The organism is Tautonia sp. JC769 (assembly GCF_040717455.1).
Taxonomy (GTDB): Bacteria; Planctomycetota; Planctomycetia; order Isosphaerales; family Isosphaeraceae; genus Tautonia.
Map to the genome: position 1 here is coordinate 62066 of NZ_JBFEFH010000029.1, position 18195 is coordinate 80260.

The following is an 18195-nucleotide window of genomic DNA, read 5'->3' on the forward strand; positions in this document are numbered from 1 at the left end:
CGGCTTCCGGCGGAGTGCCGATTGCCGCCCCCAGGACTCACCAGCCATGACTGCCTTTCGCACGACCGCGTCGCTTGCGCTCATCCTCTGTCTCGTCGGGCCGGCCGCCCCGGCGCGGGCCGACGACCCGCTGCCCTCCTGGGACGATGGCCCGTCCCGAGGGGCCATCGTCGCCTTCGTCGAGGCGGTGACGACCGAAGGGTCGCCCGACTTCGTCACGCCCGGGGACCGGATCGCCGTGTTCGACAACGACGGCACCCTCTGGTGCGAGCGCCCGGTCTACGTGCAGGCCGCCTTCATCGCCGACCGGGTCGCCGCGATGGTCGAGGCCGAACCCGCGCTGGCCGATCGGCCCGGATTCAAGGCCGTCCTCGACCGGGACTTCGAGGCCCTGGCCGGGCTGGGCGAGGCCGGGATCGCCGAGCTCGTGGCCGCGACCCACGGGGGCATGACCCCCGAGGAGTTCGAGGCGATGGCCCGCGACTGGCTCGCCACCGCCCGCCACCCCCGCTTCGGCCGACCGTACACCGAGCTGACCTACCAGCCGATGGTCGAGCTGCTCGACTTCCTGAGAAGTCACGGCTTCTCGACCTTCATCGTCACCGGCGGGGGTGTCGAGTTCGTCCGCAACTTCGCCGAGCCGGCCTACGGGATCCCGACCCAGCAGGTCGTCGGCAGCACGATCGCCCTGCGCTTCGAGGAGCAGGGGGATGAGCCGACGATCGTCCGGGAGCCCAGGATCAGCTTCATCGACGACGGGCCGGGCAAGCCCGTCGGCATCCAGTCTCACATCGGACGGAGGCCGATCCTGGCCGTCGGCAACTCCGACGGCGATTACGAGATGCTCCGCTGGACGACCGCCGGGCCCGGCCCCCGGCTCGGCCTGATCGTCCACCACACCGACGCCGATCGGGAATACGCCTACGACCGCGACTCCCACGTCGGCCGACTCGACCGGGCCCTCGACGAGGCGCCGGATCGCGGATGGGTCGTCATCGACATGAAACGCGACTGGGAGTCGATCTTTCCCGGCGGCTCGCGATGATCCTGAGGCACTCGGGACGCGACTCCGCCCCGTGAGCCCGTCACCCGGACATTCACCCGGAAAAGAACAGGGAGCCATGTACATGCGAGCCCCATGGATCGCCTTCCCGGCGGTTGCGTTGACGACGGCCCTCGTCATGGGGGCCGGCCTTCGAGCCCAGGACGACGCCCCTCGCCCCGACGGCGGGCAGCTCCCGCGGCCCGACCCGGAGTTCGGCGGCAAGATCGGCCGCACCTACGCCGACTCCACGCCCGACTACCCCGAGCCGGTCGAGGCCCCGGAAGGCAGCCCGAACGTGCTGCTGATCCTCCTCGACGACGTCGGCTTCGGGATGTGCTCGACCTTCGGCGGGCCGGTGGACACGCCGAACCTCCAGGAGCTCGCCGACAACGGGATTTCCTTCACCCGGTTCCACACGACGGCCCTGTGCAGCCCGACCCGCGCGGCGCTGCTCGCCGGGCGGAACCACCACACCGTCGGCACCGGCGTCATCATCGAGATGGGGACCGGCTACCCCGGTTACACCGGAATCATCCCCCGGAGCACCGCGCTGGTCTCCGAGATCCTGGGCCAGAACGGATACGCCACCGCCGCGTTCGGCAAGTGGCACAATACCCCCGAGCCGGAGATCAGCCCGGCCGGGCCGTTCGACCGCTGGCCGACCGGCCTGGGGTTCGACTACTTCTACGGCTTCAACCAGGGGGAGGCCCACCACTTCTACCCGACGCTCTACCGCAACACCGTCCCGGTCGCCCCCCCGAAGACCCCCGAGGAGGGCTATCACCTCACCGAGGACCTGACCGACGAGGCGATCGCCTGGACCCGCAACGTCCGCGCGGCCGACCCCGACAGGCCCTGGTTCGCCTACTTCAGCACCGGCGCCGTCCACGCTCCGCACCATGTCCCGGCCGACTGGCGGGGCAGATACAAGGGCCGATTCGACCACGGTTGGGACAGGCAGCGCGAGCTGACACACGCGAAGCAGCTGGAGATGAAGGTCATCCCCGAGGGGACGAGGCTCACGCCCCGGCCCGAGGAGCTCCCCGCCTGGGACGAAACCGACGAGGATGCCCGGCGTGTCTACCTCCGCCTGATGGAAAACTACGCCGAGTTCATGGCCCACACCGACCACGAGGTCGGCCGGCTGATCGACAGCCTGGAAGCCTCCGGCGAGCTGGACAACACGCTGACCCTCTTCATCGTCGGCGACAACGGGGCCAGCGCCGAGGGCGGGCTCGAAGGCACCTTCAGCGAGCTCGCCAGCCTGCTCGGCGTCCAACTCGGCCTGGAGAGCACGATCGACCGGATCGACGAGATCGGCGGGCCGACGAGCGAGCCGCACGTCCCCGTCGGCTGGGCCTGGGCGATGGACGCCCCGTTCCGGTGGACGAAGCAGGTCGCTAGCCACTTCGGCGGGACTCGGAACCCGATGGTCGTCCACTGGCCGGCGGGCCTCAAGGCGAAGGGCGGACTCCGCACCCAGTTTCACCATGTGATCGACGTGGTCCCGACGATCCTGGAGGCGTGCGAGATCCCCGAACCGGCCGAGGTCAACGGCATCCCCCAGCGGCCGATCGAGGGCGTCAGCATGCTCTACTCCTTCGAAGACGCCGACGCCGAGGGCCGGCGACGCACGCAGTACTTCGAGATGCTCGGCAACCGGGGGATCTATCACGACGGCTGGCTCGCCTGCAGCCGGTTCGGGGTCCCCTGGCAGACCTCGGGCCGCGTGGGCGACCTCCTCGACACCCCCTGGGAGCTCTACCACGTCGACGAGGACTTCAGCCAGGCCGTCGACCTCGCCGCGGCCAACCCGGACACGCTGGAGGAACTCCAGGCGCTGTTCCTCGATGAGGCCAGGAAATACGACGTCCTGCCCCTCGATTCCCGGCTGTCAGAGCGGATGGACCCGAGGCTTCGGGTCGGCGGCGAGCCCCCCACGAGCTGGACGTATTTCGGCAACGACGTCCGGCTCCCCGAGCCCATCGGGCCGCAGCTCTTCCCGAGAGGCCACGCGGTCACCGCGGAGCTGACCGTCCCCGAGGGCGGCGTCGAGGGCGTGGTCGCCTGCGCCGGCGCGTTCTCGGCGGGCTGGTCGCTCTACGTCAAGGACGGCAAGCCGAACTTTCGCTACACCTTCTTCGACATCGCCGATGTCAACGTCCCCGGCACGGTCGATCTGCCGGAGGGTCGGGTGACCCTCAAGGCGGAGTTCACCCCGGACGGCACCCCGGAGGGCGGCGGCACGTACAGGCTGTTCGTCGACGGCCGGCCGGCCGGCGAGGGGAGGCTGGAACGGTCGCTGATTCGCCACGGCCTGGAACCGTTCGAGGTCGGTCGCGACTCGATCACCCCGATCGACCCGGCCTACGAGGACGAGGGCGACTTCCCGTTCACCGGGACGATCGACAAGGTGATGTTCGAGCTCAAGTGATCCGAGATCGTGGGCACCGCGGCGATCCCCACCCATCATCGCCCCCAACAATCACGAGAACGCCCCATGACCCGACTGTCGACCGCTCGCTCTCCCCTCGCGCTCGCAGCCCTGCTGCTCGTCCCGGCCATCGCCCCGTCGCAGGAGGTCTTGCCCCCGCCCGAGGGGCCGTTCCGGGGCAAGATCGGCCTGACCTACAGGGACTCCGAGCCGGTCAAGCCCGAGCTGAAGATTCCCGCCGCGTTCGGCCTGCAAGACCCGCCGAACATCCTGATCGTGCTGCTGGACGACGTCGGCTACGGCCAGATGGGCACCTTCGGCGGCGCGATCCCGACCCCGACGATGGACCGGGTCGCGGCGAGCGGGCTGCGTTACACCCGGTTCCACACGACGGCCCTCTGCTCGCCGACCCGGGCGGCACTCTTGACCGGCCGGAACCATCACTCGGTGGGCACGGGCGTCATCGGCGAGGCCGGCACCGGGTTCCCCGGCTATAGCGGGATCATCCCGTCCAGCGCCGCGACCTTCGCCGAGGTCCTCCGCGAGTACGGCTACGCCAATGCCTGGTTCGGCAAGAACCACAACGTCCCCGACTGGGAGACCAGCCTCGTCGGCCCGTTCGACCGCTGGACCGACGGGCTGGGCTTCGATTACTTCTACGGCTTCGTCGGCGGGGACACCGACCAGTACAGCCCGGCCCTGGTCGAGGGCAGGAAGCGGCTGGAGGCCCCGGAGACGAACGAGGACGGCTCGCCGTACCACCTCACCACCGACCTCGCCGATCACGCCATCCGGACCCTCCGCGCCGCCAAGGCGGTGGCGCCCCAGCGCCCGGTGTTGCTCTATTTCGCCCCCGGCGCCACCCACGCCCCCCACCAGGCGCCGGAGGAGTGGATCGCGAAGTTCAAGGGCCGGTTCGACATGGGCTGGGACGCCTACCGCGAGCAGACCTTCGCCCGCCAGAAGGAGCTGGGGGTCGTCCCGCAGGACGCGAAACTCACCCCCCGCCCCGACTCGCTCCCGGCCTGGGACTCGCTCCCCGAGGACGAACGCAAGGTCTACGCCCGCATGATGGAGGTCTTCGCCGCCTTCACCGCGCACGCGGATCACGAGGTCGGCCGGATCGTCGACGCGATCGAGCAGTCCGGGGAACTGGACAACACCCTGATCCTCTACATGGCGGGCGACAACGGCTCCAGCGCCGAGGGGGGCCTGAACGGCCTGCTCAACGAGATGACCTTCTTCAACGGCATCCCCGAGCCGCTCGGGCTGAAGCTCGCCGCCCTCGACACCCTGGGCGGCGAGCTGCACTACAACCACTTCCCTGCCGCCTGGGCCTGGGCGATGGACACCCCGTTCCAGTGGACGAAGCAGATCGCCAGCCACTTCGGCGGCACCCGGAACGGCCTGGCGGTCTCCTGGCCGAAGGGGATCGAGGCCCGCGGCGAGATCCGGGACCAGTTCCACCACGTCATCGACATCGCGCCGACGATCCTCGAGGTGGTGGGGGTCGAATTCCCCTCGCAGTTCGACGGCGTGGCGCAGAAGCCGATCGAGGGCGTGAGCATGGCCTACACGTTCGCCGACGCCGACGCCCCTGGCCGCCGCACCACCCAGTACTTCGAGATGCTCGGCAACCAGGGGATCTATCACGACGGCTGGATGGCCAGCGCGCTCCGGGGCATCCCCTGGCTGAGCGAGCCCGAGCCCGGCGACCTGCTGGACATGCCCTGGGAGCTTTACCACGTGGCCGAGGACTTCAGCCAGGCGGTGGACCTCGCCGCCGAACACCCCGAGAAGCTCGACGAACTGGTCAAGCTCTTCTTCGCCGAGGCGGCGCGGTACGACGTCTTGCCGCTCGACGACCGCAAGACCGAACGCCTGAACGTCGCGAACCGGCCGAGCCTGACCGAGGGGCGGACCTCGTTCACCTATCCGAACCTCCTGCGCCTGCCCGAGGGGGCCTCCCCCGACCTGAAGCACAAGGACCACACGATCACGGCCCGGGTCGTTATCCCCGAAGGGGGGGCCGAGGGGATGCTCCTGACCCAGGGGGGCCGCTTCGCCGGCTACGGCCTGTTCGTCCAGGACGGCAAGCTCGTCTATCACTACAACCTCGCCGGGGTCGAGCGGTTCACGATCGCCTCCGACGGGCCGGTGCCGACGGGCGAGGTCACCCTCAAGGCCGTCTACGTGACCGACGCCGACGAGCCCTTCGCCGGCGCGAGCGTCTCGCTCTTCGCCGACGAGGCGAAGATCGGCGAGGGACGCGTCGAGAAGAGCATCCCGAATCGCGTCACCCTCGACGAGACGCTCGACATCGGCTTCGACACGGGCACGCCGGTCGTCGAGGACTACGCCATCCCCTTCCGCTTCACCGGGAGGCTCGACGCCGTCACCATCGACCTCGACTGACCCGATTCGGGATGCGGCGGCCCCCAGGCCCGCTCGGACGGTCGTCGACACGTCGCTCGCCGGGAAATGGGGCCTCATCGGGTACGACCTTCCGTCGCGTCGCGGTGGCCATCCCCCGGGCCGCCGGACGCGACGGACGGCCGACCCTGAGCGCGTTCACGCGTGCGGAGCGTTGACGAACCCGACCTTGAAGGTAGGGGCGAGTCTTGCGGCCTGCGCGGAATGTGCCGGTCCTGCCGGTTTTGCTGAATGTTCGCTCGATTCGTGCCGATGATCTGGGAGGAAGCTTCATCCCATTCCTGCGCCGCGGCGGTCGGTCGCGGCTGGGGCCGATCGGGCCCACAAGGCGAAGGGAAGCATGCCGTGGCGACCGGGGGGACGAGACCAGGGGTACGATGTGCTCGCCGCGGCCTCGTCGCGTCCTATCCGCCCTGCGCCCTGGGGGTGGTGGTCCTCCTCCTCACGGCTCAGGGCTGCATCGGGCCCCGGAGCCTCGAACTGACCCGGCTCCGGTACGACCAGGCCGTTCACGAGACGACCGAGCAGCAGTGGTTGCGGAATGTCGTGCGGCTCCGATACGGAGACCTCCCGTCGTTCCTCGACGTCTCGGCCATCACGAGCCAGTTCGAGATCCAGGGAAGCGGAGGCTTCACGACCGGCCGGGAGCGGGACTCGGCGAACCTGACCAACTTCGGCGATGTCGGGCTCCAGTTCCGGGACGCGCCCACGCTCAGCTACACCCCCCGCGACCCCGCCGAGCTGACCCGGGCGATGGTCGCGCCCGTGGGGATCACGGCCCTGGGGCTCTTGGCCAACAACGGATGGGCCCTCGAGGACGTGCTCCTCGTGATGATCGGCGAGATCAACGGCCTGGAGAATGCTCCCGCCGCCGAGCAGATCGTCCCGACGACCGTCCCGACGCCGACCATGTTCCCCGAGATGGTTCGCCTCGCCGGGTTCCTGCGCCGGGAGCGGATGGTCCGACTGGCCTCGGCCGACGTCCCCGAGGTCGTCTCCCCCCCCATCGCGTCGGATCGCGTCGACGGGGCCGACCTCGTCCAGGCCGCCGGCAACGCGCTCGAGTTCCGCCCCGCGGATCGGCCGGATGCGCTGGTGCTGACCCGGACCGAATCGCGATACGTCCTGGCCTTCGACCCGGCCTCTCGGGGTTGGCCCGAGTCCGAGGGACTGCGGCAATTGCTGCAGCTCGACCCGAGGAGGCTCGAATTCGAAGTCCGGCGATCGGACGTCTTCGGGACGGGCGGGCTCCACCCCTTCCCGGACGCCCTCGACTCCGTCGACGTGCGGACCAGGACGCTCCTGGACATGTTGACCTTCCTGTCGAAAGGCGTCGAGGTGCCCGAGGAACACGCCCTCCGGGGCCTGGCGGCCCAGACCGTCGGCCCCGACGGCCTCGTGTTCGACTGGACCTGCGTGACGGGGGATCTCTTCCGCGTCCGAGTCCAGGAGAAGCGCCCGAAGGGGCAGGACGTGGCCGTCGCGATCGAGTACCAGGGCTACTGGTACTTCATCCCGGCTGCGGACAAGCGATCGAAGGCGACCCTCGCCATGATCCAGGCGCTCTTCAATCTCCAACTCAACGAACCGAGCAGGGCCGGCCCCCTCCTCACGCTCCCGGTCGGATTCTGAGCCCGAGTCACGGAGGATCCTCGGATGCTGTCGCTTCTCCTGGCCCCCATGCGGCGATTCGGGCGTGTGGCCCTCGCCTCCGGCCTGGCGGTCGGCCTTGCTGTCTCCCCGGCGAGCGGCCAGGAATCCCGATCGCTCGGGGACCTCCTCCTGAATTGGGACGAGCCCCCGGCTGCTCCGGGGGACGAGGTCGAAGCCCGCGAGGAGTTCATCGAGACCGATCGGAACTCGTTCACGTTCGCCCCCTTCGCCCCCGGCCGCGGCCGCCTGATCGTCGAATCGGCGTACTCTTACATCAATATCGGCGACGAAGGCACCAAGCACAGCTTCCCGGAATCCATCCTGCGCTATGGCGTCGGCGATCGCCTCGAACTCCGGTTCGGCTACAACTTCGAGACCGGCCCGGCCTCCGAGGTCGCCGAGGGGAACATCGTCAGCGCCTTCGGCATCAACGCCGAGCAGCAGGTCTACTACGGCGCCAAGTACCAGCTCACGCGCCAGCGGCCCGATTTTCGGCTGATGCCCCATAGCGCCTTCCTGGCACAGGCCCACACACCGGTCGGTTCGATCGAGGGCAGGAGCCAGATGCGGCTCGGCTACGTCTGGGGCTGGCGCCTGCCGAACGGCTGGACCCTCGACCAGTCCGTCCGCTTCGGGACCGACCGCGAGGGGGAGGACGGCTTCGCGCTCTGGGCCCCTTCGACGGTGCTGCGGATCCCCTTCGGACGCGAGAAGCGCTGGTTCACCCATGTCGAGTACTTCAGCGTCATGTCCCAGGATAAGGATGGGGATTTCTCGAAGCAATTCATCGACACGGGTTTGCACTACCTCATCACGCCGAACTTCGAGGTCGGCAGCGTGGTGGCCTTCGGCATCAACGATCAGACGCAGGGCGTGCTCGTCAACGTCGGTTTCGGGGTTCGGTTCTGAGTCTCAAGCGAGAGGGGCTCACTCCGGGCATTCCGAGTGAGCACGATCCTGAACGGGCGAATCCAGGGGAGGGTGATGCTCATGAATCCGTCTCGCGTCCTCAGAGTGCTGCTGTTCTCGGGAATCATCCCCCTCGTCGCGTGTGAGGCCCGAGCTCAGGGGGTCGTTTCACCCGGTGCCGGCCCCATCAACCGAGCGATGGCCGGTGCCTCGACGGCGGCCCCGGTCGACTTCGGCTCCAGCTACTGGAACCCGGCGACGCTGAGCTTCCTGGAGCGGGATGAGGTCCTGCTCGGCTCGGAGTTGATCATCCCGAGCATCCACTTTTCGGGGGCACTGCCGGCCGGGGCGATCAACGGGACTTTCCCCACGACCGGCCGCTTCGGCACCTCCCGGAGCGACAGCGGGGTGGCGAGTAACCTCGCGGTCGGCGGCTCGTTCCGGCTCCGCCCCGAGTCGCCGATCACGATGGGCCTGGGGATCTTCGGCCTGGTCGGGGGGAACGTGAACTTCGCCGGGAGCTACTCGACCCCGCCCCTCGGCCCCCGGCAGCCGCCCGAGTTCTTCGGGCTGGGCCCGATCTACGCGAACACGGCCCTGCTCTCGATCAAGCCGATGGCGTCGTACCGGGCGAGCGACCGGCTCGCGGTCGCCCTGGCCCCCGTCATCTCGACCGGCACCGTCCAGTTCAGCCCGGGCTTCTTCGCGCCCGGCCCGCCGGACCAGTTCGGCGTCCCGACGTTCCCGCCCGCCACCAATTCGCGCCCCTTCTGGGGGGCCGGCTTCGAGATCGGCCTCTTCTACGAGCTGACCCCCTCGTGGAACGTCGGCTTCTCGTACAAGAGCCCGGTCTGGCAGGAGAAATGGTCGTACAACAGCTTCAACCCCGACCTGTCTCCCCGCCGGATCGGGATTCAGGCCGAAGTCCCGGCGATCTACTCGTGGGGCGTCGCCTACAAGGGGATCGATCGGCTCCTGATCGATGTCGACCTGCGTTACTTCGACTACGGCAATGCCGCCATGTGGGGCGACTCGCTCCAGAGCGGCGGCCTGAACTGGAACAGCATCTTCGCCGTGGCGGTCGGCGGGCAGTATCAACTCACGGAGCACCTCACGATCCGCGGCGGCTACCTGTTCAACGAGAACCCGATCAACGAGGTCCAGACCTTGTTCAATGTCCAGGCGCCGGGGTTCCTGCAGCACTCGCTGTCCCTTGGTGCCTCGCTCCGCCTGAACGAGAACATCGTCTTCTCGGCCGGCTGGGTCCACGCGTTCCGCAACGACATCGAGGGGCCGATCGCCCAGATTCCCGGCTCCAGCGCCCGGATGGATGGCCAGGTGGACTCGATCCTCGCCGGCCTGACGATCCAGTACGGGGCGCCGAAGAACCCGCCTCGGATCGCCTCCGGCGGGGAGGCCGGATCTCCGGTCGCCGCCCCGTACTGACGCGATCAGCGGCCCGGGGCGGTCAGCTCGGCGAGGACGGCGATCAGGTCGGCCTCGGTCGGGGCGTCGGTCAGCTCGACCCGGCCGAGCGACCGCGGGAGGACGTAGCGGATGCGGCCGGCCCGGTTCTTCTTGTCGAGGGTCATGGCGTCGCGGAGGGCCGAGGGGTCGAGCCCCGGGGCGGTCGTCGGCAGGCCGAGGTGATCGAGGACCCGGGCGAGGCGGTCGGTCAGGTGGCGGTCGATCCAGCCGAGCCGCTCGGCCAGGCGGGCCTCGGCGACCATGCCGGCGGAGACGGCCTCGCCGTGCTGGAAGGCGCCGCCGTAGCCGGCGACGGCCTCGATGGCGTGGCCGATCGTGTGGCCGAAGTTCAGGACGGCGCGGAGGCCGGTCTCCTCGCGCTCGTCCTGCGAGACGACCTCGGCCTTCAGCTCGCAGCAGCGGGCGACGACCCGCCGGACGGCCTCGGGTTCGAGCGTCAAGAGGGCCGTGGCGTCGCGCTCGACCAGGTCGAAGAAGGGGGCGTCGAGGATCAGGCCGTACTTGACCACCTCGGCCATCCCGCAGCGCAGCTCTCGGGGGGGCAGGCTGATGAGGCTCTCGGTGTCGATCCAGACGCCGACCGGCTGGTGGAAGCTGCCGACGATGTTCTTGGCCGCCGGCCGGTTCACGGCCACCTTGCCGCCGACCGAGCTGTCGACCTGCGCCAGGAGGGTCGTCGGGACCATGAGCAAAGGGACCCCCCGGGCATACGTCGCCGCGACGAACCCGGCCAGGTCCCCCACGACCCCGCCGCCGATGGCCACGACCGCCGCGTGCCGGTCGGCCCGCATGGCGATGAGGCGATCGAGCAGCGCGGCCGCCCGGTCGAGCGACTTGCTGGCCTCTCCCGGGGGGATGACGGCCGTCTCGGCGGCGATCCCCTGCGCGGTCAGGGACCGGGCGAAGGGCTCGGCGATCGGCTCGACGTTCGTATCGGTGATGACCAGCGCGACGCGGCATCCCCGGCCCGCCCGGGTCGCCTCCAGGGCGGCTCGGGCGAAGGGTCCGAAGCCCTCCGGGGCGCCCGAGACGATCCGGATGTCGTACGAGCGTTCGCCCAGGGGGACGTGGACGGTCCGGGGCTGCGGGGCGGGATCGGGCGGAGGGGGAGGGGGAGGGGGGGCGTCGGTCACGGCGGGGCCTCGAAGGGTTGCGGATCGCGGCGTCGAACCGATCCGATCCCGCCGCCCGTGTGCTTTGATGAAGGGCAACTGTAGCGATCGGCTCCGGAGGCGGTCAAGCGAAGGGCGCACGCCGAGGGGCGCATCGAGCTTTCGACGGCGGAGGGGGGGAGGGGGGACCTCGCGCAGGGACGCGGAGACGCGGACAAGGGAGGGGAGGAAGAGCAGAGGGAATCGGTTCGCGGAGCGGCGTCTCGCGCCATCACGGGCGGCGGTGTCGGGCGGGGTGACATCGGCCTTGGCGACGGTGCGAGGAACCGCCGGCGGATGCCGAGCCCGGGGGGAGTTTGCTGGTCGGGCCGAGAATGAGGCCGGGCGGGGCGGATGGGGGGATGGCAGGGGCGAGATTCCTCGGGGTGGCGCGACGCTGGCGGGTGGACAATCGAGGCACGAATGCCAACAATGTCGAGAAGCCCGCCGATCCGCGCTCCCGATTGGGAAAGGCGTTCTGCACAGGCCAATCAACACGCTTTAAGTTAAGCTAGAGACCCCAAGGGCCGGTCGACCGGCGGGTCGTCCCCCTCTCGCTCCAGAACCTTCCGCCCATGAGTAGCCCGAGCACCGCCGTTGACCTCGCCGCGTTCCTCGGGGATGCCCGGCGGCGAGTGGACGAGGCATTGGACCGCTACCTGCCCGACGACCCGCCGGCCGACGCCGAATGCCCCTCCCGGCTCCTGCTGGCCATGCGGTATAGCCTGCTCGGGGGCGGCAAGCGCCTGCGGCCGATCCTCGCCCTGATGGCGGCCGAGTCCGTGGGAGGCGACCCGGATCGGGCCCTGCCCGCGGCCTGCGCCCTGGAAATGGTGCATACGTATTCCTTGATTCACGATGACCTGCCCGCGATGGACGACGACGACCTCCGCCGGGGGCGCCCGACCTGCCATCGCGCCTTCGACGAAGCCACCGCGATCCTCGCCGGGGACGCCCTGCAGGCGCTCGCCTTCGAGGTGATCGCCCGGGACATCCGGCCCGGCGAGGCCGCCGCCCGCTGCTGCCTGGAGCTGGCCGAGGCCTGCGGGCCGAACGGCATGGTCGGCGGCCAGATGGCCGACCTGGCCGCCGAAGGGCGATCCGACGCGACGGTCGAGGCGCTGGAGGCCATCCACCGCCGCAAGACCGGGGCCCTGCTCCGCGCGAGCCTCCGCATGGGGGCCATCGCCGCCGGCGCCGATGACGACGCCCTGCTCGCCCTCGATCGCTACGGCCGGGGCGTCGGCCTGGCCTTCCAGATCATCGACGACCTGCTCGATGTCCAGGGAGACGAGGCCAAGCTCGGCAAGCGCGTCGGCAAGGACTCGGGCCTGGGCAAGTGGACCTATCCCGGCCTGCTCGGTATCGAGGGCAGCCGACGCCGGGCCCGCCAGGTGGCCGAGGACGCCGTCGCGGCGCTGGAGCCGCTGGGCGACCGCGGCACCCGACTGAGGGCCCTGGCCCTGGATCTGCTGGAAAGGGACCGTTGACGATGAGCACCCCCCCGAGTCCGAGTCCGATCCTCCCCCGCATCCAATCGCCGGCCGACCTGCACCGGCTCTCGGAGCACGACCTCGAGCGCCTGGCCTCCGAGATGCGCGAGGAGCTGATCGGCGTCGTCGGCCGCCGCTCGGCCCACTTCGCCAGCAACCTCGGCGTCGTCGAGCTCTGCCTGGCCCTGCACCTGGCCTTCGACTTCACCCGGGACCGCCTGATCTGGGACACCGGCCACCAGATCTACCCCCACAAGCTCATCACCGGCCGCGCGGGCCAGATCCACTCGATCCGGACCAAAGGGGGGCTGATGGGCTACCCCAACCCGAGCGAGAGCCCGTACGACCTGTTCATGACCGGGCACGCCGGGTGCGCCCCCTCGACCGCGCTGGGCCTGCACGCCGGGGACATCGTCACCGGCCACCCCGATCGCTACAGCGTGGCGGTGATCGGCGACGGCGCGTTCCCCTCGGGCGTCGTCTACGAGGCGCTGAACAACGCGGCGGGTCACAGCCACGGCAAGCGTTATCTCGTCATCTTGAATGACAACAAGATGTCGATCTGCCCCCGTGTGGGCGGCATCGCCTACTACCTCGACAAGGCCCGCATGACCCCCGAGTACAACCGGGCCAACAAGCTCGTGCGCAAGCTCCTGCCGAGCATCCCGCTGGTGGGGGACCAGGCCGACCGCCTGTTGCAGCAGTTCAAGGACGCGGTGAAGGCCAGCGTCCACGGCGGCATGATCTTCGAGGAGCTCGGCTTCACCTACCTCGGCCCGATCGACGGCCACGACCTGAAGACGCTCCAGACCTACCTGGAGAAGGTCAAGGCGATGGAGGGGCCGATCCTCCTGCACGTCTTGACCGACAAGGGCCGGGGCTTCGAGCCGGCCGAGAAGGACCCCGTCTCCTTCCACGCCCCCGCCCCCTTCCAGCGCTGCGAGGAAGGGATCATCCCCTTGAAGACGTCGTCGACGAAGGCGTACACCAACGCCGTGGCCGACGCCCTGTACGACGCCCTCGGCCGCGACCCGAAGGTCGCCGTGCTGACCGCCGCCATGTGCGAGGGGAACAAGCTCCAGAAGATTCGCGAGGGCTTCCCCGACCGCTTCTTCGACGTCGGCATCTGCGAGGCCCACGCCGTGACCTTCGCCGCCGGCATGGCCAAGGCCGGCGCCCGGCCGGTGGTGGACATCTACAGCACCTTCCTGCAGCGGGGCTACGACCACATCTTCCAGGAAGTCGCCTTGCAGGATCTGCCGGTCGTCTTCTGCATGGACCGGGCCGGCCTGGTCGGCTCGGACGGCCCGACGCACCACGGCACGTATGACCTGGCTTACATGCGACCCTTCCCGAACATGGTCGTCATGGCCCCCGGCGACGCCCGGGACGTGGCCCCGATGATCGACTGGGCGCTGGCGCACGACCACCCCGTCTCGATCCGGTATCCGAAGGCCAACCTGGAGGAGGTCGAGCGCGACCCGCAGCCGATCGAGCTGGGCCAGGCCGAGGTGCTCGAATGGGAGACCGACGGCATGCTGCTGGCCCTCGGGGCCCAGGTGCCCGACTGCCTCCGCGCGGCCGAACGGCTCCGCAACGAGCACGGCCTGCGGATCGGCGTCATCAACGCCCGGTTCGCCAAGCCGCTCGACACGGCGACCGTCTTCAAGGCGCTCGACGAGTGCGGCTTCGTCCTCACCATCGAGGAAGGCTGCCTGATGGGCGGCTTCGGCTCGGCCGTCCTGGAAGCCGCCAACGAGGCTGGGCGGAACACGGCGCACGTCCGTCGCCTCGGTTTGCCCGACCGCTTCGTCCTGCACGCCGAGCGCGACGAGCAGCTCGCCGAGGTCGGCCTCGACGTCGATGGCATCGTCCGCGCCTGCCTTGAACTCGCCCAGCACCTCGGCATCAGCGGCGAGGCCGACGAATCCGCGGCCGCCCCCGGCCGCTCGGCAGGCTGATTGGTCGGACCGGGCCGGACCGCTCCGGTTTGTCGCGCTCCTTCGCACGCCGCCCGGTGGCGTCTTCGCCCCGACGCCCCCGGGCCAGTAGAATGGAGTCGAGGGTTCGCGCCAACGCAGACCGAACCGATCACCGGGGAGCCGCGATCAATGGCCACCGCAGCGAGCACGACCACCGGGCCTGGTCGGACCGGGTCATCGGTCCGTCCCCTCCCTCCCCTCGAAAACGGCGACCGGCTGACCCGCGCCGAGTTCGAACGTCGCTACGACGCGATGCCCGAGCTGAAGAAGGCCGAACTGATTGAGGGAGTCGTCTACATGGGTTCTCCCGTTCGTCTCCGAAACCATGGGCGGCCCCACTCCCACCTGGTCACCTGGCTCGGGACGTACGAGGCCGCGACGCAAGGGGTTCTCGTCGCCGACAACGCCACTGTCCGGCTCGACCTTGATAACGAGCCTCAGCCCGACATTCTCCTGATGATCGACCCCTCCCGGGGGGGCCAGGCCCGGATTTCGGACGACGACTACATTGAGGGCGCTCCCGAGCTGGTCGTCGAGATCGCCTCCAGCAGCGTGAGCCTCGACCTGAACGCGAAGCTCCAGGTGTATCGGCGCAGCAATGTGAGGGAATATCTCACCTGGCGGGTGCTCGACGGAGCGATCGACTGGCGGGTGCTCAGGGACGACCGCTACGAGCTGATCCCCGCCGACGATCGGGGTCGGCTGCGCAGTACGGTGTTTCCCGGCCTCTGGCTCGATCCGTCGGCGTTGCTCCGGGGCGACCTGACGGCCGTGCTGGCCGCGCTCGGGGCCGGGCTCGCCGACCCTGAGCATGCGGCGTTCGTCGATCGCCTCCGGGGCTGAGTGACAGGCCTGAAGAACCAGACGGGACGATCAGGCGACCACCCCGCCCGGCTCGGGGGCGAAGACTTCCGTCGAAAGCCCGAGGTGCCCGATCTGTGCCCGCAACTGATCCGGCGTGCCGATCAGGGGGGGAAAGGTGCCGTAGTGGCATGGGATGACCGCCTTGACGCCGAGCAACCGGCAGGCAAACGCGGCGGCGCGGGGGTCCATGGTGTAGTGGTCGCCGATCGGGAGGATGGCGGCGTCGGGGGCGTAGAGTTCCCGGATCAACGACATGTCGCCGAACAGGCAGGTGTCCCCGGCGATGTAGAGCTTGAACCCGTTGGAGAAGGTGGCGACGTAGCCGGCCGCCTCGCCGAGGTAGACGATCGTGCCGTCCTGCTCGGTCCAGGAGGAGGAGTGGCGCGCGTCGGTCATCGTCAGGGCGATGTTCGGCGAGCCGAGGCAGACGGATCCCCCCTTGTTCATGCCGAGCAGCCTGGAGCCGTCGATCCCCTTCGAGCCGAGCCAGCCGGTCAGGTCGTACATGCCGACGATCTGGCCCGAGCAGCGTCTGGCCGCCGAGAACACGTCGGCCAGGTGGTCGGCGTGGCCGTGGGTGATGGCGATCGCGTCGCAACTGACGTTGTAGAATTCCTCCGGGCATTTCGGGTTGTTGGCCAGGAACGGGTCGACCAGCAGGGTCTGGCCCTCGGGCGAGGTGATCAGGAAGGTCGAGTGGCCGAGCCAGGTGATGCGGACGCCTTGAAAATCCATTGCGAGCGAGGCTCCCGGGGGGTTCCAGTTGCGCGATCGACGCCAGGGCCCGGCCCTCCCGGGGGCACGGGGTTCCACCCGATCGGGGCAAGGGCGGCGATGCTTGCGGGGTGGGCGATCATCAACACATGACCGGGAGGGCAGGGGCGTTGGTCGAGACGCCTGCATTCTGACGGCACGAGGCGGCCTGGGCAACCCGATCCATCGGGCCGAGCCGGCGGCCGAGGCCCGGCCGGGAGCGATCGAAATTCCCGTCCCTCGCGAGAAAACCAACGGATTGGGATGCCGTTTGCGTACCGGGAAGAGAGGAGAGTGGAGTCGGCCCCCGGGCCGGGACTCTCACGGCCGCTCGCGAATCCTCCACCATGCCCGGTCGATTCCGGGAATCGCGACGGCCCATTCTTCTTCAAGCCTCCGAACCAAGGGAGCTGCAACGCGATGCCTGCACTGAACAACCGACTTGCCTGGATGACCAGCTTCGCCCTGGGCGGCGCCTTGCTTCTCACCGGCTGCGATTCCGGCCCGGCCGACGAACCCGTGATCGAGACCGTCGATCCCGCCGATCCGGGGATGCCCGGCGATCCGGCGATGCCCGGTGACGAGCCGGGCGGGATGGACCGCTCCGGCCTGATGCGCGGCATGCCCGGCGATGCCGTCGCCTCTCCGGGCGGATCGTCCACCAGCCCGGCCGACGAGCCGGCCCCGATCGACGAGCCGGCCCCGATCGACGAGCCGGCCCCGATCGACGAGCCGACCACCGTCGAGCCGCCCGCCGACGAGCCCGCCCCCGCCGACGAGCCGGCCCCGGCCGACGAGCCGGCGGACGAACCGGCCCCGGTCGAGCCCGAACCGGCTGACCCGGGTGTCGACGAGCCGAACTCCTGAGCGGGGCCGCTCCGGTCCCGGATCCGCGACACGCTGCGGGCGAGGCCGGGACCGGCCCGGTTCCCCCCGGTTCGCGAGACGCATCTGCCCGAAACGCCGGGGGCCGGTTCTTGCTCCGTCGCCGACGACGATTCGGCGGGGGGGCGGGGACCGACCGGCGTTTCGGCGTCTCGCGCGACGAGATGTCCCATCGAGCGATTGAAAGCGGATTCGTCGATGATTCATTCAGAATCGATGCAGATTTCCACGCGAGGTCGGGGCACGTCGGAGCTGACCGACCAGATTCAGGGGATCGTGGCCCGGTCTGGCATCGATCAGGGCTTGTGCACGGTCTTCGTGCATCATACGAGCGCGTCGCTGATCATCTGCGAGAATGCCGACCCGAGTGTTCGCTCGGACCTGGAGCGTTATACGGCGCGACTGGTGCCCGACGGCGACCCCATCTTCCGGCACACGCTCGAAGGCCCGGACGACATGCCGGCTCATATCCGGTCGATCCTGACGCAGACATCCTTGACGATCCCGATTGCCGGGGGCCGTTGCGACCTGGGCACCTGGCAAGGGATCTTCCTCTGGGAGCATCGGGCCCACCCGCATCGCCGTCGCGTCACGGTGAGCGTGATGGGAGAACGCTCCTGAGCCTCACGCGCGACTCGGGCAGATAGCGGCGACCCCCTCCGGCGTTCGGCGGGACGGTGTCGATCTCGGTGGCGATGCCTGCGCGGAGACCGGTCCTGGGGGAGCCTGATTCATGCGAGGCTCCTCGCCTCGAAGCCTCGTATGAGCGAGTGCGGCCCACGAGCGTCCCTCTCAGGACAGCACCGTAGGCCGTTCGCGGACACCTCGCCTCTCGAAGACGTGTTCGAATCCCTTGAGGCGAGTCCTGGCTCGGCCGACCTGGGGCCAGCCAGTCACCTGAACTCCCGCCCCCGCATCCTGATGCGAGGACGGGAAGCAACGGGACCAATCAGGTCGCACGAAGGCGTTCCCGCGACGAAGCGACGCGGGTCAGGCCGCCGTCTTGGCATCGCAGCATGCCTTGGCCTCATCGCTGCACGACTTCGCCTCGTCGCAGCACGCCTTCGCTTCGGCGCAGCATGCCTTGGCCTCGGCGGCCTTCGCT

The 18195-nt window shown here is 69.5% G+C and carries 13 protein-coding genes; 11 read left to right on the forward strand and 2 right to left on the reverse strand.

Features of this window, described 5'->3' with window-relative positions:
- Positions 1 to 46 precede the first annotated feature (46 nt).
- The 6 genes from AB1L88_RS22625 to AB1L88_RS22650 all read left to right on the forward strand — a co-directional run bounded on the left by AB1L88_RS22625 (position 47) and on the right by AB1L88_RS22650 (position 9920).
- Positions 47 to 1045 (forward strand): HAD family hydrolase, encoded by a 999-nt coding sequence (locus tag AB1L88_RS22625; protein WP_367098962.1) that lies wholly within the window; start codon positions 47 to 49, stop codon positions 1043 to 1045.
- Between the two features lie 82 nt (positions 1046 to 1127).
- Entirely contained in the window at positions 1128 to 3479 is a 2352-nt protein-coding gene (locus AB1L88_RS22630; protein ID WP_367098963.1) for an arylsulfatase, read from the forward strand.
- Between the two features lie 66 nt (positions 3480 to 3545).
- Positions 3546 to 5894, forward strand: a complete 2349-nt coding sequence (locus tag AB1L88_RS22635) for an arylsulfatase (protein WP_367098964.1) — start codon at positions 3546 to 3548, stop codon at positions 5892 to 5894.
- 447 nt (positions 5895 to 6341) lie between these two features.
- A complete protein-coding gene (locus tag AB1L88_RS22640) occupies positions 6342 to 7544 on the forward strand; it encodes a hypothetical protein (protein WP_367098965.1) in 1203 nt (400 codons plus the stop codon).
- Between the two features lie 24 nt (positions 7545 to 7568).
- Entirely contained in the window at positions 7569 to 8474 is a 906-nt protein-coding gene (locus AB1L88_RS22645) for a transporter (protein ID WP_367098966.1), read from the forward strand.
- 81 nt (positions 8475 to 8555) lie between these two features.
- Complete coding sequence (locus AB1L88_RS22650) at positions 8556 to 9920, forward strand: outer membrane protein transport protein (protein WP_367098967.1); 1365 nt, start codon at positions 8556 to 8558, stop codon at positions 9918 to 9920.
- Positions 9921 to 9925: 5 nt separating this feature from the next.
- On the opposite strand, the gene aroB is transcribed toward AB1L88_RS22650, so the two are convergent.
- The gene (gene aroB, locus AB1L88_RS22655; protein WP_367098968.1) at positions 9926 to 11095 is read right to left on the reverse strand and encodes a 3-dehydroquinate synthase; all 1170 of its coding nucleotides are present in this window, start codon (positions 11093 to 11095) and stop codon (positions 9926 to 9928) included.
- Between the two features lie 593 nt (positions 11096 to 11688).
- On the opposite strand from aroB, the gene AB1L88_RS22660 reads away from it, so the two are divergent.
- From AB1L88_RS22660 to AB1L88_RS22670, 3 genes are all read left to right on the forward strand, one after another.
- On the forward strand, positions 11689 to 12603 hold the full coding sequence (locus tag AB1L88_RS22660; protein WP_367098969.1) for a polyprenyl synthetase family protein: 915 nt from the start codon (positions 11689 to 11691) through the stop codon (positions 12601 to 12603).
- A 2-nt stretch (positions 12604 to 12605) separates the two neighbouring features.
- Positions 12606 to 14567 carry a 1-deoxy-D-xylulose-5-phosphate synthase gene (dxs, locus tag AB1L88_RS22665; protein WP_367098970.1) on the forward strand — a complete coding sequence of 654 codons (1962 nt, stop codon included), beginning with the start codon at positions 12606 to 12608 and terminating at the stop codon, positions 14565 to 14567.
- A 150-nt stretch (positions 14568 to 14717) separates the two neighbouring features.
- Positions 14718 to 15431 (forward strand): Uma2 family endonuclease, encoded by a 714-nt coding sequence (locus tag AB1L88_RS22670; RefSeq protein ID WP_367098971.1) that lies wholly within the window; start codon positions 14718 to 14720, stop codon positions 15429 to 15431.
- A gap of 30 nt (positions 15432 to 15461) precedes the next feature.
- Here the strand turns inward: AB1L88_RS22670 and AB1L88_RS22675 are convergent, their stop codons facing one another.
- Complete coding sequence (locus tag AB1L88_RS22675) at positions 15462 to 16187, reverse strand: metal-dependent hydrolase (RefSeq protein WP_367098972.1); 726 nt, start codon at positions 16185 to 16187, stop codon at positions 15462 to 15464.
- A gap of 438 nt (positions 16188 to 16625) precedes the next feature.
- Between AB1L88_RS22675 and AB1L88_RS22680 the strand changes: the two genes are divergently transcribed.
- Positions 16626 to 17072, forward strand: a complete 447-nt coding sequence (locus AB1L88_RS22680) for a hypothetical protein (protein WP_367098973.1) — start codon at positions 16626 to 16628, stop codon at positions 17070 to 17072.
- Between the two features lie 216 nt (positions 17073 to 17288).
- Complete coding sequence (locus AB1L88_RS22685; RefSeq protein ID WP_367098974.1) at positions 17289 to 17711, forward strand: secondary thiamine-phosphate synthase enzyme YjbQ; 423 nt, start codon at positions 17289 to 17291, stop codon at positions 17709 to 17711.
- The last annotated feature ends 484 nt before the right edge of the window (positions 17712 to 18195 follow it).

Excerpts from the sequence above, each read along its gene's own strand:
- AB1L88_RS22645 (WP_367098966.1), top strand. The coding sequence starts at position 7,569 with ATGCTGTCGCTTCTCCTGGCCCCCATGCGGCGATTCGGGCGTGTGGCC.
- AB1L88_RS22650 (WP_367098967.1), top strand. The coding sequence starts at position 8,556 with ATGAATCCGTCTCGCGTCCTCAGAGTGCTGCTGTTCTCGGGAATCATC.
- AB1L88_RS22680 (WP_367098973.1), top strand. The coding sequence starts at position 16,626 with ATGCCTGCACTGAACAACCGACTTGCCTGGATGACCAGCTTCGCCCTG.
- AB1L88_RS22670 (WP_367098971.1), top strand. The coding sequence starts at position 14,718 with ATGGCCACCGCAGCGAGCACGACCACCGGGCCTGGTCGGACCGGGTCA.
- AB1L88_RS22660 (WP_367098969.1), top strand. The coding sequence starts at position 11,689 with ATGAGTAGCCCGAGCACCGCCGTTGACCTCGCCGCGTTCCTCGGGGAT.
- AB1L88_RS22625 (WP_367098962.1), top strand. The coding sequence starts at position 47 with ATGACTGCCTTTCGCACGACCGCGTCGCTTGCGCTCATCCTCTGTCTC.
- AB1L88_RS22675 (WP_367098972.1), bottom strand. The coding sequence starts at position 16,187 with ATGGATTTTCAAGGCGTCCGCATCACCTGGCTCGGCCACTCGACCTTC.
- dxs (WP_367098970.1), top strand. The coding sequence starts at position 12,606 with ATGAGCACCCCCCCGAGTCCGAGTCCGATCCTCCCCCGCATCCAATCG.
- AB1L88_RS22685 (WP_367098974.1), top strand. The coding sequence starts at position 17,289 with ATGATTCATTCAGAATCGATGCAGATTTCCACGCGAGGTCGGGGCACG.
- AB1L88_RS22630 (WP_367098963.1), top strand. The coding sequence starts at position 1,128 with ATGCGAGCCCCATGGATCGCCTTCCCGGCGGTTGCGTTGACGACGGCC.
- AB1L88_RS22635 (WP_367098964.1), top strand. The coding sequence starts at position 3,546 with ATGACCCGACTGTCGACCGCTCGCTCTCCCCTCGCGCTCGCAGCCCTG.